Genomic DNA, 15,889 nt, shown 5'->3' on the forward strand with positions numbered 1-15,889 from the left:
CCCCGGCTCCGGCAGGAGGACGGCGGCGGGCCGGCCGGCCCCCGTCAGGCGCTCTCCGGCACCAGTTCCGTGCGCGGTGCGGAGTTGGGCTCCCGCCGCCACGAGCGGTTGGTCCGCCAGAACACGTACGTCCCCACGCCCAGGGGGATCGGCAGCACGTAGGTGAGCGCGCGGAACACCAGGACCGCCGCGGCGACGAGCGCCCGGTCGCCGCCGGCCGCGGACAGGCCGGTGATCAGCGCCAGCTCGATGACCCCCAGGCCGCCGGGGGTGAACGGGACGGCGGTGAGCAGGCGGGCCCCGGCGAAGACCGCCAGGGCCTCCACGGCAGAGACCTGCTCGGCGTCGACACCCACCGCGCGGAGGGCCACGAGCAGCACGAGGAACAGCGAGAGCTGGCTGACGATCGTCGACAGGGTCAGCCAGTGCCAGCGGGCGCGCAGCAGCAGCGCCGTCCGGTCGCGGAACCTCGTCGTCGCCAGGTCCCAGCCCTGCACCGGCGGGCGGCCGAACGGCCGGATCAGGGCGGACACCACCCGGCCCAGGCCCCTGCCGATCCGGGCCGCGCTCTCCCGGCTGCGCAGCAGCAGGCCGAGCAGGACCACGGCCACGACCAGTCCCGCGACCCCGGCCAGCCCGGCGAGCACCCGGCCGGTGGTCGGGGTGGAGGAGAACGCCAGCAGCGTGACGGCGAACACCGGCAGACCGAGCTTGACGAAGTTGTTCCACAACCCCGACAGCAGCAGCATGACCGAGGTCCGCGAGCGGGAGAACCCCCACGAGGAGTTCATCGCGTAGGTCAGCCCGAGCGAGAGCGCCGCCCCGGCGACCACGGTGTTGGACACCGCGGTGGTGGTCAGCGACGAGACCGTCGCCTCCCGCAGCCGCAGCCCCGGCATGGTCGTGACCATGACGAACTGGTAGGTGAGCAGGTTCCACGCGGCGGCCAGCGCCAGCACGGCCGCCTGCGCCCAGGACATCGCCCGCACCGCCGCCCAGACGTCGGACAGGTCGGTGAACTGCGGCAGGAACCAGAAGAAGACCGCGCCGACCAGCGCCAGGGAGAGCAGCGGGGTCAGCACCCGGCGCCAGAGCGGGGTCCGCCGCGGCGGCCGGGCGGGCGGGGCCTGCGGGGCGACGGCGGTCACGGCGGGTCCCTCCCGTCATCGGCGGCGGCGTCCTCGTCGGCCTCGGGAGGGTCGAGGTGCAGCCGCCCGCCGCTCGCCTCGTACACCTGCGCGGCCAGTTGCTCCCGGCTCACCACGCCCAGGCTCTGGGTGGCGAGGGCCAGCGGCTCCCCGCGGTTGTCGCCGGACAGCGTGAAGACGATGGTCACGCAGCCCCCCGGGAAGACGTAGTGGCGCCGGCCGAGGTACTGGGGTGTCACCTGCGTCACCCGCTCGAACCGGCGCAGGCCGTCCCGCTCGCTGGGGATCTCGGTGGCGCCCCGGGTGTCGCACTCGGCGGTCAGCCGCACCTCGATGGCGCGCAAGCCGTCCCGGTCGGAGTTGAGCCAGAACCGGGCCGAGCCGGCGCGGGCGTCCACGCCGGCGTAGGTCCACCCGACCGGCACGCTCTCGACGCACGGCACCCAGGTCGCCGTCGGCACCGCCTGGGCCATGAGCACGACGGCGTTGGCCGCCCGCGCGTCGTCCCCGCTGACGCAGGCGGGCATGTCGACGCTGACGCTGGGCGCCCCGGTGCTGCATCCCGCGGCGAGCAGGGGCACGGCGAGCAGCCCGACGGCCGCCCGCCCGGCCCGGCTCACAGCGGCGCCCCGAGCAGGTCGACGCCGACGGCGATGGCCAGCACCACGGCCAGGACGGTGACCAGGGTCAGCCCGACCCTGCGGAAGGACCACCGCTGGATCCGCACCGGCGGCAGCCGGTAGGGCAGCAGCCGCAGGAAGTCCGCGTGCAGGTCGCGGCCCTGCGCCCGCAGCATCCGGCGCAGCTGGGAGGGCATGGTCAGGCCGCGGGTGGCGGCGAAGGCCTCGGCGATCTCCTCGTCGGAGAACTGCACGCGCGCCCGGGCGAGGACCCGCTCGGCGTCGGTGCGCAGCGCGAGGACCAGCATCATGTTGGACAGGTCGACCGCCTGCCGCCAGGGGCTGGGCCGGATCTCGGCGAACGCCGAGTCGATGAGGAACAGGGTGCCGTCGCGCACCAGCACGTTGGCCGGCTTGATGTCGCGGTGCGCCATGCCGATTTCCCACAGCCGGCGGATGACGGCCAGCCCCTGGTCGATCACGTCGTCGTCGACGGGGACGTCGGGGTCGCCGATCTCGCGCGCGCCCACGAGGAACTCGGCGACCAGCAGGTACTCGCGCTCCGGGGTGATCTCCACGATGCCCAGCGGGTGCGGCACCGGCAGCCCCGCGTCGGAGAGCAGGTGCAGCACGTAGTCCTCGTACTGAACCAGCCGGCGCACGCTGTGGTAGGGCTTCTCGTCCTCGAGCCGGCCGTAGAGCAGCGTGCGACCGAGCTTGAACCAGCGGTCGGACCGCAGGTGCGTGACGGCGTAGAGCTTGCCGAAGACGCAGCTGTCCTCCTCCGCGTCCTCCGCGTCGTCGGTGCCCTTGACGGTGATCCGCAGCGGCGTGGAGCCCCCCGAGCCGGCCAGGCCGAACGGCTTGACGGACGTGGCGACCAGGCCCAGCTGGTCCTGCAGCGCCCGGACGATCGCCTCGCCGCGCGCCCCGGTGACGTCGAGGTGGGCCGGGCTGCCGCGCCGGTAGACGACGGGGTAGACCTCGTTGGGCGTCAGCAGCCGGAAGGCGGCCAGCGGGGCGGCGACCCCGAGGACGACGCCGGCGAGGACGTCGGTGGGGTGGTCCTGGGCCAGGTACAGCCGGGAGGCGGCCGTGACCAGGAGCAGGCCGCACACCACCCACTTGCCGACGTCGCGGCGGCGGCCGGCGGGCACCAGCGAGTACAGGCTGCTGACCAGGAAGGTCGCCAGCACCGTCATCGGCACCGAGGGCATCGAGAAGCCCGACCAGTACCCGAGCACCTCCACCTCGTAGGGCCGGTGCCGCTGCAGCACGGCCGCCATGGTGGTCGCGGTGTTGACCACCAGGAGGCCGACGCCGACCCAGACGAACAGGTGCCGCCACCGCCGGAAGACGACCAGGACGACGAGGTTGGTCAGCCACAGCAGGTGGACGGCCCGGCCGGTGGCGAGGACGCCGGCCACCTCGGCGACCCGGGTCAGCCCGGGGGAGCGGATGGTCGCGACGGCCTGCAGGATGCGCGTGTCGACCAGGTCGAACACGGCCACGCTGCCGGTGACGACCACGACGACCCAGGTGACGAGCACCAGGCCGCTGAGCGCCAGCCACCACTTGCCCGACGCGTTGAGGTGCCGCGGCAGCGGCGGGGCCTCGCCGGAGGGCCGGCGGCGCCGGTGGACCCGGTGGACCTGCGGCGGGTCCGGGCGGCGGAGCTGCCCGCCCGCCGGCGCCGGCACCCGCGGCACCGGTGTCTGCGGCGCGGAGGACCGCGTCGTGGCCGCCATGCCGCCCGATGCTGCACCCGATGCGCTCCCAGGACCATCGACCTTGGTCCCGTCCGCGACTAGCGTGGCTGCTCCCGCGCCCGAAGGCCGCGGGGCGCCGCCTCCTGCCCGGGAGGGCCCGCGATGCGCCGTCGCCCGTTCCCCGTGTCCGTCCTCGCCGTGGTCGCCGTCGTCGTCGCGGCCCTGCTGAGCGCATGCGGCGACACGGCCGCGGACGCCGGCCCGCCCCGGGACCCGGGGATCCGGATCGCCTCCTACGACTTCCCCGAGAACCAGACCCTGGCCGAGGTCTACGCCGAGGCGCTGCGGCGGGCGGGCTTCGCCGTGACGGTGCAGCACGGCATCGGCACCCGCGAGGTCGTCTTCCCGGCGCTGGAGCAGGGGGTGGTCGACCTCGTCGTCGACTACCTGGGCACCGCCGCGGAGTTCCTCCAGGCCGGTGCCGGGTCGGTGCACGACCACCCGGAGCCGCTGCGCGACGGGCTGGCGGAGATGCTCGACCGGCGGGGGCTGACCCCGCTCGCCGCCGCCGAGGCCGAGGACCAGAACGGGTTCGTCGTCCTCACCGACCTCGCCGAGCGGCACGGGATGACGACGCTGTCCCAGCTCGCCGCGGTGGCCCCCGGGCTGGTCTTCGGCGGCCCGCCCGAGTGCCGGGAACGGCGGTTCTGCCTGCCCGGGCTGCGCGAGGTCTACGGCGTGGAGTTCGCCGAGGTCCGCAGCATGCCCTCGCGGTCGGCCACGGCCGAGGCCCTGCTCACCGGGCAGATCGACGTCGGCATGCTGGAGACGACCGACGCCCGGCTGACCGATGCCTCGCTGCTGCTGCTCCGGGACGACCGGTCGCTGCAGCCGCCGGAGAACGTGGTACCCATCGTGCGGACCGCGGTGGCCGACGAGCGGCTGCGCGCGACGCTGGACGCGGTCAGCGCCCAGCTGACCACGCTCGACCTGGTCGGGCTCAACCGCGCCGTCGCCGTCGACGGCGCCACCCCGGAGGAGGCGGCCCTGCGCTGGTGGGACGGCCGGTGAGCGCCGCGGGCACCGCCCGCCCGCTCGCCGAGGCGTACCGGCGCTTCGCGGAGGTCGACGCCGCCGGGACCTCACCGCTGTACGAGCGCGTCGCCGTCGCCCTGAGCCGGTCCCCCGAGGCGCTGCGCGCCCTCGGGGCACTGCCCGCGCGCCGGCGGCACCCCACGGTCGTCCTCGCCGCGCTGCACGACCTCGCCCTCGCCGGCCGCGCCCCGGCGCTGGCCGCGGCCTACACCGCCGGGGACGGCGACGCCGCCGCGCGGGCGGCGGTCGACACGCTGCTCGGGACGACCGACGCGGTCGTGGCGCTCGCCGCGCGCCGGCTGCCGCGGACCGACGGGACCGGGCGCTGCGCCGTGCTGTACCCGGCCGTCGCCGAGGCGGCCCGCCGGGTGGGCGCGGACGCGGTCGGCCTCGTCGGCGTGGGCTGCTCGGCCTGGTCCGACCTGCTCGTCGACCGCGTCGGCACCACCTACGGCGACGGGCGGTTCCTCGGCGACCCGACGTCACCGGTGCAGCTGTCGGCGGCGGTCGTGGGGGACCGGCCGGTCCCCGAGCGGGCGGTGCCCGAGGTCGTCGCCCGGGTCGGCGTCGGCCGCGACCCGCTCGACCCGACCGACGCGGACGACGCCCGGTGGCTGCGCGCCTGCGTGTGGCCGGGGCAGCCGGAGCGGGCCGCGTTGGTGGCGGCGGAGCTCGCGCTGGCCGCGACGGCCCCGCCGCTGCTGCTGCGGGGGGACCCCGTCGAGCTGCTGCCCGACGCGGTCGCCCGGGTGCCCGCGCCCGCCCTGCCCGTCGTCACCACCGCGTGGGCGCTCGCGCAGGTCCCGCCCGCGGGCCGGCTGCGGTTCCTGCAACGCCTCGACGACGCCGCGGCCGGCCGGCCGGTGGCCTGGGTGTCGGCGGAGGGGGTCGGGGTGGCGCCGGCGGTCCCGACCCTCGGGGACCGCCGCGCCTCCGGTCACAGCACGATCGGGCTGACCGTGGCCGACCGGTCCTCCCTGCGCGCCGAGGCCGTGGGCCGCTGCTGGTCGCGGGGCCGCACGCTGGCGTGGCTGGCCGATCCCTGACGGCTGGCCTCAGGCGATCGCGCTGGTGCCGGTGATCGCCCGGCCGACGATCAGGCTGTTCACCTCGCGGGTGCCCTCGTAGGAGTAGATGGCCTCGGCGTCGGCCACGAACCGGCCCACGTGGTTCTCCAGCAGGATCCCGTTGCCGCCCATCAGCTCCCGCGCCCAGCCGACGGTCTCGCGCATGCGCATCGTCGAGTAGCCCTTGGCCATCGAGGCGTGCTCGTCGCGGAGCATGCCGCAGTCCTGCAGCTGCGAGGCCCGGGCGCACAGCGCGGCGGAGGCGGTGATGTTGCCGAGCATCCGGAACAGCAGGTCCTGCACGAGCTGGAAGGAGGTGATCGAGCGGCCGAACTGGTCACGCTCCATCGCGTAGCGCAGCGCGTGCTCGTAGGCGCCGCGCGAGCAGCCGACCGCCGACCACGCCACGCTGACCCGGGTCGCCCGCAGCACGTTGGCCGTGTCGCGGAACGAGTTCGCGTTCTGCAGCCGGTTCTCCTCCGGCACCCGGACGCCGTCGAGGGTGATCAGCGCGTTCTGCACCGCGCGCAGGGCGATCTTGTCCTCGAGGTCGACGGCGCTGAACCCGGGCGTCGGCGTCTCGACGACGAACCCGAGCACCCGGTCGGTCTCCACGTCCCGCGCCCAGATGATCACCAGATCCGCGAAGCTGCCGTTGCCGATCCACTTCTTCTGCCCGTCGAGGACCCACTCGTCGCCGTCCCGGCGGGCGGTGGTCTGGATGCCCCGGGCGACGTCGGAGCCGTGGTCGGGCTCGGTGAGCCCGAACGCGCCGATGAGCTCCATGCGGGCCATCGCCGGCAGCCAGCGCTCCTTCTGCTCGTCGGAGGCGCACAGGTGCATCGTGCCCATGGCCAGGCCGCCGTGGACGCCGATGAAGGTGGCCACCGACGGGTCGCCCCGGCCCAGTTCCATGGACACCATGCCGTCGAACAGCGAGGAGCGACCCGGGCAGCCGTACCCGGAGTACTGGGCGCCGGCGATGCCCAGCTCGGCCAGGCCGGGGATCAGCTGGCGGGGGAACTGCGCCCGCGTCCACCACTCGTTGATGACCGGTTCGACCTGCTCGTCCATGAAGGCCCGGACGCGGTGCAGCGTCGCGCGGTCCTGCTCGTCGAGCAGCGCCTCCAGGTCGTAGAAGTCCGACGTGACGGTGGGCCGGTCGGCCATGGCACTGCCCTCCTCGCGGATCGGGACCCCGCTGTCCCCGCGCCCGCACTACCCCGCGCCCCGCCGGACAACCCGGTGTGCCCGGCGCCGCCGCCGGGCAGGACCGGACCGTTCCGTCCCGTGCGCCCCGAGGAGGGCCCCGTGCCCCGTTCCACCGCCGACCAGACCGACGACGAGCTCGGGGGGCCCGGCAGCGTGCTGGTGCGCCAGCGCGCCGACCACGTCGAGCTCGACCGCCTGCTGCACGAGCTCGACGGCACCACCGGCCGGGCGCAGGAGGAGGTGCTCACCCGGATCGACCGGCTGGTGTTCAGCCACGCCTTCGCCGAGGAGACCGTGCTGTGGCCGGTGATCCGCCGGGTGCTGCCCGACGGCGACGCGCTGACCCGGCGGATCGAGACCGAGCACCAGGAGGTCAACGAGCTCGTCGCCGCGCTCGAGGAGGGCGGCCCCGACCACCCGCAGCGGGCCACGCGGCTCGCCCGGCTGGTGACGGTGCTGCGCGAGGACGTCCGCGACGAGGAGGACCTGCTGTTCCCGCGGCTGCAGGAGCGCCTGGACCCCGCCGAGCTGCGCCGGCTCGGCCGCCGGTGGGAGCTGGTCCGCCGGGTCTCGCCCACGCGGGCGCACCCCACCGTGTCGCGGCGTCCGCCGGGCAACGCGCTGTCGGGCCTGCCCCTGTCGCTGGTCGACCGGACCCGCGACACCGTCGACGCCGTCGTCCGCCGGGTGCCCGCCCCGCTGGCACCGGCCGGTGCCGCGGTCAGCCGCGGGCTGGCCGTGGTGGCAGGGGTCATCGAGCGGACCCCACCGGCCCGCCGCGGCGACGGCCCGCCCACCGCCCGCTGAGCACACACCGGAGGCCCCCTCCCCGGCCGGGGAGGGGGCCTCCGGTGTGTGTGCCGTGCGGCCCGCTAGTTGGTGTTGCGGGGCTTGGGCTCGGCGCGGGCGTCGAGCTGGATCTCCTTCTCCGCGCCCGGGATGCCGTCCTTGAGCTCCTTGGTCCGCTCCTTCTCGGCGTCGAACTCGATGCCGAACAGCAGGGCCAGGTTGATCAGCCAGAACCAGATCAGGAAGACGACGACACCGGCCAGCGCGCCGTAGGTCTTGTTGTAGCTGCCGAAGTTGGCCACGTAGAAGGCGAACGCGGCCGAGGCCACGACGGCCACGAGGATCGCCACGGCGGCGCCGGGGCTGACGAACCGGAACCCGCGCAGCTTGACGTTCGGCGTCGAGTAGTAGAGGACGGCGATCATCAGGGCCAGGATCACCAGGATCACCGGCCACTTGACGACGTTCCACACGGTGAGGGCCGTCTCGCCCACCCCGACGGCCGAGGCGATGGCCTCCACGACCCCGCCGCTGAGCACCAGCATCGCCACGATGACGGCGGCGAACAGGATGCCGATCAGGGTGACCAGCAGCTGCAGCGGCTTGAGCTTCCAGAACTTGCGGCCCTCGGGCGTCTCGTAGACGACGTTGGACGCGCGGGTGAACGCGCCGACGTAGCCCGAGGCCGACCACACCGCGCCGGCCAGACCGAGGACCAGGCCGAAGCCGGCGGCGCTCTGGCTGCCGGCGACCTGCTGGATGACCGGCTCCAGCGTGCTGGCCGCCTGACCCGGGAGGACGGTGGTCAGCGCGTCGGTGAGCTGCTGCGGCGTGGTGAGCAGCCCCACGATGGAGGTCAGCGCGATGAGCGCCGGGAACAGCGCGAGGACGCCGTAGTAGGTGAGCGACGCCGCCCAGTCGGTGAGGTTGTCCTCGCTGAACTCCTTCACCGTGCGCTTGATCGTGGCGAAGAAGGTCGTCTTCGTGTCGGTGCCGCGGGGGGCGTTGTCGAACCGCGTCGAGTTGACCTTGTCGTCGTGCGGCGCGGGGTCACCGGTGGAGTTGCCCGAGAAACGCGTCGGCTTCGACGCCTCGGTGCTCGCGGCGCGGGAGCCGTGGGGGCGGGCCATCGTGGTCCTCCGGGGCAGGGAGCGGGTGGATCAGGGTGATCGGTTCCCCGGACGACCCCCTTCCATGCACCGGGTGATCACACCGGCGCCGTCGGGGAGCGGTTCAGCGCACCCCGGAGACCGGCGACCACTCGCCGGCGCAGGCCGTGGCCCGCTCGACGTCGGCCGCCCCGCCGGCGCCGGCGGGACCGCGCCGCCGCCCCTGCACCATGCCGCCGGCGCTGACCAGCGCCACCACCAGGGCCGAGCCCGCGCCCAGCAGCGACACCGCGGTGAACGCCCCCGCCCGCGGGAAGCCGGTGGCGGGGTCGAGCGCGGCGCCGAGCAACGCGACGGTGACCGTGCTGCCGACCGCCTGGCCCACCGAGCGGGCGATCGAGTTCACTGCGTTGGCCACTCCGGTCTCGCTGCGCCGCACCGCCGAGACGACCAGCGTCGGCAGCGCGGCGTAGACCACCGTCACCCACGCCTGGGTCAGCAGCCCGGCGACGACGACGGCGGCCGGCTCCGCCCGCGCGGCGGCGAGCACGAGGAAGCCGGCCACGCCGGCGAGCGACCCGGCGAGCAGGGTGAGCAGGGGACCGACCCGGTCGACCACCCGGCCGGCGACCGGGGCGAGGGCGATGCCCAGCACGCCACCGGGCAGCAGGTAGACGACGGCGGCCTCGAGCACCGGCGCCCCGAACCCGTAGCCGGCGGCCGCGGGCGGCGTCTGCACGTACTGCATGACCGCGAGGAAGGAGACGAACAGGCCCACGCCCGTCGCCAGCCCGGCGAGGTTGGGCACCAGCATCCGCGGGTCGGTCAGCAGCGCGGGGCGGACCAGCGGCGCGGTCCGGCGGCGCTGGAACAGCACCCACCCGGTCAGCACGACGAGCGCGCCGGCCGCGCAGCCGAGGGTGGCCGGGGAGGTCCACCCCCAGGCGTTGCCCTGCGAGACCGGCAGCAGCAGGAGCACCAGCCCGATGCCGAGCAGCACGGCTCCCGCCCAGTCGACCCCGCCGGTCGCCGTCCCCGGGCGGCGGGGCAGCGCCACGGCGGCCAGCGCGAGGGACACCAGGGTGACGCCGAGGCCGACCCAGAACGGGCGGTGGTAGTCCCCGCCGTCGCCGGTGAGCAGCCCGGCCGCCACCAGGCCGACCACACCGCCGACGCCCAGGGTGCTGCTGACGATCGACATCGCCACGCTCAGCCGCTCCGGCGGGAGCTCGCGGCGCAGCAGGCTGATCGACAGCGGGAAGAGCCCGTAGGAGGAGCCCTGCAGGACCCGGGCGACCAGCAGCAGGGGCAGTGACCGGGTGACGATCGCCAGCAGGGTGCCGGCCGCGACGGCGACCAGGATGCCGAGGACGACCGGGCGCTCGCCGTGCACGTCGCCGAGCCGGCCGAGGACCGGGGTGAGCACCGCGGCGGCCAGCAGGTTGGCGGTGAGCACCCAGCCCGCGGCGGCGGGGGAGACGCCGAGCTGCTCGCCGATCGGGCCGAGGACCGGCACGACCAGGCTCTGCAGCAGCGACAGCGTCGTCACCCCGAGTGACAGGGTCAGGACGAGGAGCGCCGGACGCGTCGGCCGGGTGGAGACGGCGGTGCCGGGCGGCGGGGCCCCGGCGCCGGCGGACACCTCCCGATGACACCATGCGGCCACCCCCTGCACCGCACCGGGCCGCCGGCCTGCCCGGATGTGGCCGTGCTCACAGCCCGTCAGGTGAACACTACGTGACGACGATTGAGAGGCGTTGGAGCCGGGAACACAGAAGGCGGACGACGATTCCGCCGGGCACGGTCCGGTGGTGCGACACGAGACGAGCAAGGGGACGTTCGAGATGGTTCTGTGGCCGGCTGTCGCCCTCGTCGGGTTCCTGGTCCTCACCGGGCTGGTGATCGCGATGGGCACCTCGACGACGGCACGCTACGAGCGCGAGCAGCGGGCGGCCGCCTCCGCCGCCACCCGGCGGGAGAGCGCCGTGACCGGCGCCGCCGTCGAGCCGGTGGGGGTGGCCCAGGCGGCCTGACGCCCGGCCCGACCTCCGTGCGACCGCGCCCCGCCGCTCCCTCGAGGAGTCGCGGGGCGCGATCGCGTTCCGGAGCCGTTCCGGGGGCTAGAGCCAGGCGTCGGGGGTGTCGAGCACCGTCCGGTCCAGCGACTCCAGCAGGTCCAGCCAGGTGTGCACCTTCGGCAGCTCCCAGCGCTGGAAGTACCGCGCCGCGGCGCGCTTGCCCTCGTGGAAGTCGCTGGTCGCGTCCCGCGTGGCCAGTGCCTGCTCCAGCCACAGCCACCCGACGACGGTGTGGCCGGCGGCGTCGAGGTAGGCGCTGGCGTTGGCCAGGGCCAGCGCCGGGTCGCCGGTGCCCCACAGCGTGCCGGTGACCGACACCAGCCGGCCGACGGCGGCGTCGACGTCGGCGGCGAGGTCGGCGAACGGTGTCCCGGCCGCCCGCGCCGTCGTCGCCGAGATCGTCTCGGCCAGCAGCCGCAGCCCGGCGCCACCCTGCAGGGTGACCTTGCGGCCGAGCAGGTCCAGGGCCTGGATCCCGTTGGTGCCCTCGTGGATCGGGTTGAGCCGGTTGTCCCGGTAGAACTGCTCGACCGGGTAGTCGCGGGTGTAGCCGTAGCCGCCGTGCACCTGGATGGCGAGGTCGTCGGCGACGGGGCCCCACTGCGAGGGCCACGCCTTGGCGATCGGGGTCAGCGTGTCGAGCAGCAGGTGGGCGCGGGCACGCTCCTCCTCGGTCTCGGCGGTCCGCTCCTCGTCGACCAGGCGCGCGCAGTACAGGCCCAGCGCCAGCCCGCCCTGGGCGTAGCTCTTGGCGGCCAGCAGCATCCGGCGGACGTCGGCGTGGTCGACCAGCCGGACCATCGGCGAGGACGGGTCCTTGCTGCTGGCCGGGCGGCCCTGGGTGCGGGTGCGCGCGTACTCCAGCGCGTGCAGGTAGCCGGTGTAGCCGAGGACGGTCGCGCCCATCCCGACGCCGATCCGCGCCTCGTTCATCATGTGGAACATGTAGGAGAGCCCCTTGTGCGGCTCCCCGACCAGGTACCCGACGGCGCCGGACCGCCCGCCCGGGGTGTGCACGCCCTCCCCGAAGTTGAGCAGCGTGTTCGTCGTCCCGCGGTAGCCCATCTTGTGGTTCAGGCCGGCCAGGACGACGTCGTTGCGCTCGCCGACCGACCCGTCGTCGGTGACCAGGAACTTGGGCACGACGAACAGCGAGATGCCCTTCACCCCGGGCGGGCCGCCGGGGATCTTGGCCAGCACCAGGTGGACGATGTTCTCGGTCAGCTCGTGGTCGCCGGCCGAGATCCACATCTTGTTGCCGACGAGCCGGAAGGTGCCGTCGTCCTGCGGCTCGGCGCGGGTGGTGATGTCGGCCAGCGACGAGCCGGCCTGGGGCTCCGACAGCGCCATCGTGCCGAACCAGCGGCCCTCGAGCATCGGCCGGACGAAGCGGTCCTTCTGCTCCTGCGAGCCGTGCGCGAGCAGCAGCCGGGCGTTGCCCATGGTCAGGAACGGGTAGCTCGACGTCCCGACGTTGGCCGCCTTGAACCACGCGAACGCCGCCTGCCCGACGGTCTGCGGCAGCTGCATGCCGCCGTACTCCTCGTCGAAGGTGCCGGCCATGATCCCGGACTCGACGAACACCGCGAGGGCCCTGGCGACCTCGGGGATCATCTCCACCCGGCCGTCGACGAACCGCGGCTCGTTCTCGTCGGCCTTCCGGTTGTGCGGCGCGAAGTGCTCGGTGGCGATCTGCTCGGCGAGGTCCATGACCGCGTCGAAGGTCTCTCGCGAGTGCTCGGCGAACCGCGGCCGCTTGGTGAGGGTCTCGACCTCCAGCCACTCGTGCAGGAGGAACTCCAGGTCGCGGCGGGACAGGATCAGCGAGGACACGGGAGCCTCCACGGGCGACGGCGGCGGGAGCGCGGGCACGCTGCCCGACCGGCCCACGATAGGCCGGAGGACGGGCCGGGTAGCAGCACGCCATGGACCTCGACCAGCTCGTCAGCCGGGCCACCGGTCTCGCGGGAGGAGCCGGCGCGGCGCTGCTCGGGCGGCTGCAGCACGTGCGGCTGCCCGGCGTCGGCACCGCATCGGCCAAAGAGGACCCCGCCACCGCCGCCCGGCGGTGGCGCGCGGTCACGGTGCTCGCCGACCCGGACCGGCTCGCCGACCTGCCGCCCCCGCTGGCCGCCCTCGGGGACCGGGTCGAGACCCGGGTGACCCCGGCGCCCGGCGACAAGGGCACCGAGCTGGCGGCCCGCTTCCGCGGGCCGGCCACGGACGAGGAGATCGGGCGGCTGCGGCAGGCGCTGCGCGAGGCCAAGCAGCTGGTCGAGGTGGGCGAGGTGCTCAGGATGGACCCGCGCCCGCACGGCGAGCGCACCGGGACCCCCGGCGGCCGGCTGCTGGACGGCGCGGTGGCCGCGTCGCGGCGGGAGGGCGTGCTGTGAGGGCCCTGACCTGGACCGGCGTGAACCAGCTGTCGGTGGAGGACGTCCCGGAGCCGCAGGTCCTCAACGACCACGACGTCGTCCTGCGGGTCACCCGGACCACCACGTGCGGGTCGGATCTGCACCTGCTCTCGGGCTACATCCCGTTCATGCGCGCCGGCGACGTCATCGGCCACGAGTTCATGGGCGAGGTCGTCGAGGTCGGCGCGGGTGTCCGCCACCGCCGGGTGGGCGACCGGGTCGTCGTCGCCTCGTTCGTCTCCTGCGGCGCCTGCTGGTACTGCCGCCACGAGCTCTACTCGCTGTGCGACAACAGCAACCCGAACCCGGGCATCACCGAGGGGCTGTGGGGGCAGGCGGTCGGCGGCTGCCTGGGCTACTCGCACGCCGTGGGCGGCTACGCCGGCAGCCACGCGGAGTACGTGCGGGTGCCCTTCGCCGACGTCGGCACCTCCGTGGTCCCCGACGGCGTCTCCGACGACCGCGCGCTGTTCGCCTCCGACGCCGCCTCCACCGCGTTCACCGGCGTCGACCTCGGTGGGGTGCAGCCCGGCGACACCGTGGCGGTGTGGGGGGCGGGCGCCGTCGGGCAGATGGCCGCCCGCATCTCGGCGCTGGTCGGCGCCGAGCGGGTGTTCGTCGTCGACCGGCTGCCCGAGCGGCTCGAGCAGGCCCGCACGCACGCGGGTGCGGAGACGATCGACTACACGACCACCGACGTGGCCGCCGAGCTGCGCGAGGCCACCGGCGGCCGCGGCCCCGACGTGTGCATCGAGGCGGTGGGCATGGAGGCGCACAGCCCCGGCCCGCAGGGGGTGTACGACCAGGTCAAGCAGCAGCTGCGGCTGCAGACCGACCGGACGGCGGCGGTCCGCGAGGCCATCCTGGCCTGCCGCAAGGGCGGCAGCGTGTTCCTGCTCGGCGTCTTCGCCGCGATGGCGGACAAGTTCCCGCTCGGCGCGGTGATGAACAAGGGGCTCACCCTCCGCGGCGCCCAGGTGCACGGGCCGCGCTACATCCCGCGCCTGCTGGAGTGGATGGAGCGCGGGGACCTGGTCACCGAGTACCTGGCCACGCACGTGATGCCGCTGGAGGACGCGCCGCGCGGCTACCGGCTCTTCAAGGAGAAGCAGGACGGCTGCGTCCGCGCGGTCTTCCTGCCCCACGGCTGAGGCGCGCCGTGTGTGCCGGCCGCGTCGACCATGCAGTTGTCGCCGCTCGCGCCGGCGTGTCCGCGCGTGTCGGCGGCGACAACTCGACTCTCGATCACGCGGCCTGCTGATCATCGGCTGCGTGCACGCGACACGGGCGACACGCCGTCCGGACGTGCACGCATCCGCAGGTCGACGCGCGAGCCGCCCGTGGACGACGAGAGGCCCCTCCCCGCAGGTCGCGGGAAGGGGCCTCTCGCAGTCGTGCGCCTCGTCAGCGGTGGCGGCCGACCGGCTCGGCGTCACCGGGACGCCCGGCCGGAGGCGCGGTCGACGTCGGCGCCGCCGCACCCGCCGCCTGGACCGCCTGCGCGCCGGCGTCCTCGCCCGTCGGCTCACCGGCGGTCTGGGCAGCCGCCTGGCGCGCCTCGATGCCGGACTTGGTGCTCAGCGCCAGCTGGGGCAGGAACAGGAAGACGAAGAACCCGACGGCCACCACGCACGCGGCGATGAGGAACACCAGGTCGATCGAGTTCGAGAACCCGGTCTTGAACGGCGCGGCGAGGAACGACGGCAGCGACTGGATGAACGAGGTGTCCGACAGGTCGCCGCCGGCCGGCAGCCGGCCGCTCTGCACCGCCTCGGCCACCCGCGGGTCGGTCGCCGCCGCGGAGGTCACCGCCTCCCCGATGTCGGTGGGCAGCCGGCTGAACAGCACCGACAGGAAGACCGCGGTGCCGATGGTGCCGCCCATCTGGCGGAAGAACGTGACCGAGGAGGTGGCCACGCCCATCTCCCGCGGCGAGACGGCGTTCTGCACGGCGAGGATCGCGGGCTGGAAGTTGAAGCCCAGGCCCAGGCCCAGCAGCACCATGAACGGGACCAGCGTCCAGATCGAGGTGTCGGCGCCGACGACGAACGACATCGACACCAGCGCGACGGTCATGGACACGATGCCCACCAGCGGGAACACCTTGTAGCGGCCGGTCCGCGAGATGGCGATGCCGGAGCCCATCGCGCCGGTCATGATGCCCGCGACCAGCGGGATCATCTGCAGGCCGGCGACCGTGGCGCTGGAGCCGTGCACGATCTGCAGGTACTGCGGGAGCAGCAGCAGCCCGCCGAACATGCCTGCACCCATCACCACGCTGCCGATCCCGACGACGGTGAAGCTGCGGTTGCCGAACAGCCGCAGCGGCAGCAGCGCCTCGTCGCGGTAGGCCCGCTCGGCGAGCAGGAAGGCCACGAAGCCGACGGCGCCGATGGCGTAGCAGGCCAGCGACCGGCCCGAGGTCCAGCCCCACAGGCGGCCCTGCTCGGCGACGATGAGCAGCGGCACGAGGAACGTGACGAGGGCGAGCGCGCCGGGCCAGTCGATGCGGTGGTCGCGCCGCTCGTGCGGCAGGTGCAGCACCCGGTACACGGCGGCGAAGGCGAGCAGGCCGAGCGGCACGTTGACGTAGAAGATCCAGCGCCAGCCGGTGATGCCCAGCAGCGAGGACTGGCCGGCGAGGAAGC

Annotated in this window: 14 protein-coding genes; 6 read left to right on the forward strand and 8 right to left on the reverse strand. The window is 74.6% G+C overall.

Annotated features, from left to right (window positions below; translation table 11 throughout):
* Positions 1–44: 44 nt before the first annotated feature.
* The 3 genes from ACI79V_RS20865 to ACI79V_RS20875 are packed head-to-tail and all read right to left on the reverse strand — an operon-like array spanning position 45 to position 3,516.
* Positions 45–1,148, reverse strand: a complete 1,104-nt coding sequence (locus tag ACI79V_RS20865; RefSeq protein ID WP_456892356.1) for a lysylphosphatidylglycerol synthase transmembrane domain-containing protein — start codon at positions 1,146–1,148, stop codon at positions 45–47.
* Positions 1,145–1,768 (reverse strand): hypothetical protein, encoded by a 624-nt coding sequence (locus ACI79V_RS20870; RefSeq protein ID WP_456892358.1) that lies wholly within the window; start codon positions 1,766–1,768, stop codon positions 1,145–1,147. The genes ACI79V_RS20865 and ACI79V_RS20870 overlap by 4 nt, the downstream gene beginning before the upstream one ends.
* Positions 1,765–3,516 carry a phosphatase PAP2 family protein gene (locus ACI79V_RS20875; protein WP_456892360.1) on the reverse strand — a complete coding sequence of 584 codons (1,752 nt, stop codon included), beginning with the start codon at positions 3,514–3,516 and terminating at the stop codon, positions 1,765–1,767. The genes ACI79V_RS20870 and ACI79V_RS20875 overlap by 4 nt, the downstream gene beginning before the upstream one ends.
* A gap of 123 nt (positions 3,517–3,639) precedes the next feature.
* Here ACI79V_RS20875 and ACI79V_RS20880 point away from each other — a divergent pair, with 123 nt between their 5' ends.
* Positions 3,640–4,548, forward strand: a complete 909-nt coding sequence (locus ACI79V_RS20880) for an ABC transporter substrate-binding protein (RefSeq protein ID WP_456892362.1) — start codon at positions 3,640–3,642, stop codon at positions 4,546–4,548.
* Entirely contained in the window at positions 4,545–5,618 is a 1,074-nt protein-coding gene (locus ACI79V_RS20885) for a DUF2332 domain-containing protein (protein WP_456892364.1), read from the forward strand. The genes ACI79V_RS20880 and ACI79V_RS20885 overlap by 4 nt, the downstream gene beginning before the upstream one ends.
* A 9-nt stretch (positions 5,619–5,627) precedes the next feature.
* On the opposite strand, the gene ACI79V_RS20890 is transcribed toward ACI79V_RS20885, so the two are convergent.
* Positions 5,628–6,809: an acyl-CoA dehydrogenase family protein gene (locus tag ACI79V_RS20890; RefSeq protein ID WP_456892366.1), complete on the reverse strand. Its 1,182-nt coding sequence runs from the start codon at positions 6,807–6,809 to the stop codon at positions 5,628–5,630.
* 141 nt (positions 6,810–6,950) lie between these two features.
* Between ACI79V_RS20890 and ACI79V_RS20895 the strand changes: the two genes are divergently transcribed.
* On the forward strand, positions 6,951–7,658 hold the full coding sequence (locus ACI79V_RS20895) for a hemerythrin domain-containing protein (protein WP_456892368.1): 708 nt from the start codon (positions 6,951–6,953) through the stop codon (positions 7,656–7,658).
* A gap of 65 nt (positions 7,659–7,723) precedes the next feature.
* Here the strand turns inward: ACI79V_RS20895 and ACI79V_RS20900 are convergent, their stop codons facing one another.
* Together ACI79V_RS20900 and ACI79V_RS20905 are read right to left on the reverse strand one after the other, a co-directional pair.
* Positions 7,724–8,770: a YihY/virulence factor BrkB family protein gene (locus tag ACI79V_RS20900; RefSeq protein WP_456892370.1), complete on the reverse strand. Its 1,047-nt coding sequence runs from the start codon at positions 8,768–8,770 to the stop codon at positions 7,724–7,726.
* Between the two features lie 103 nt (positions 8,771–8,873).
* Complete coding sequence (locus tag ACI79V_RS20905) at positions 8,874–10,391, reverse strand: MFS transporter (protein WP_456892372.1); 1,518 nt, start codon at positions 10,389–10,391, stop codon at positions 8,874–8,876.
* 169 nt (positions 10,392–10,560) lie between these two features.
* Here ACI79V_RS20905 and ACI79V_RS20910 point away from each other — a divergent pair, with 169 nt between their 5' ends.
* Positions 10,561–10,782: a hypothetical protein gene (locus ACI79V_RS20910; RefSeq protein WP_456873847.1), complete on the forward strand. Its 222-nt coding sequence runs from the start codon at positions 10,561–10,563 to the stop codon at positions 10,780–10,782.
* An 87-nt stretch (positions 10,783–10,869) separates the two neighbouring features.
* Here ACI79V_RS20910 and ACI79V_RS20915 read toward each other — a convergent pair whose 3' ends face one another.
* Positions 10,870–12,660 carry an acyl-CoA dehydrogenase gene (locus ACI79V_RS20915; RefSeq protein ID WP_456892373.1) on the reverse strand — a complete coding sequence of 597 codons (1,791 nt, stop codon included), beginning with the start codon at positions 12,658–12,660 and terminating at the stop codon, positions 10,870–10,872.
* A 92-nt stretch (positions 12,661–12,752) separates the two neighbouring features.
* Between ACI79V_RS20915 and ACI79V_RS20920 the strand changes: the two genes are divergently transcribed.
* The gene (locus tag ACI79V_RS20920; protein ID WP_456892375.1) at positions 12,753–13,220 is read left to right on the forward strand and encodes a hypothetical protein; all 468 of its coding nucleotides are present in this window, start codon (positions 12,753–12,755) and stop codon (positions 13,218–13,220) included.
* A complete protein-coding gene (locus ACI79V_RS20925) occupies positions 13,217–14,392 on the forward strand; it encodes a zinc-dependent alcohol dehydrogenase (protein WP_456892377.1) in 1,176 nt (391 codons plus the stop codon). Before ACI79V_RS20920 ends, ACI79V_RS20925 begins: the two co-directional genes overlap by 4 nt.
* Positions 14,393–14,645: 253 nt before the next feature.
* Here ACI79V_RS20925 and ACI79V_RS20930 read toward each other — a convergent pair.
* Positions 14,646–15,889, reverse strand: a 1,244-nt coding sequence (locus ACI79V_RS20930; protein WP_456892379.1) for an MFS transporter, incomplete at its 5' end; no start/stop codon positions are given.

The organism is Geodermatophilus sp. SYSU D00700, from assembly GCF_054050255.1.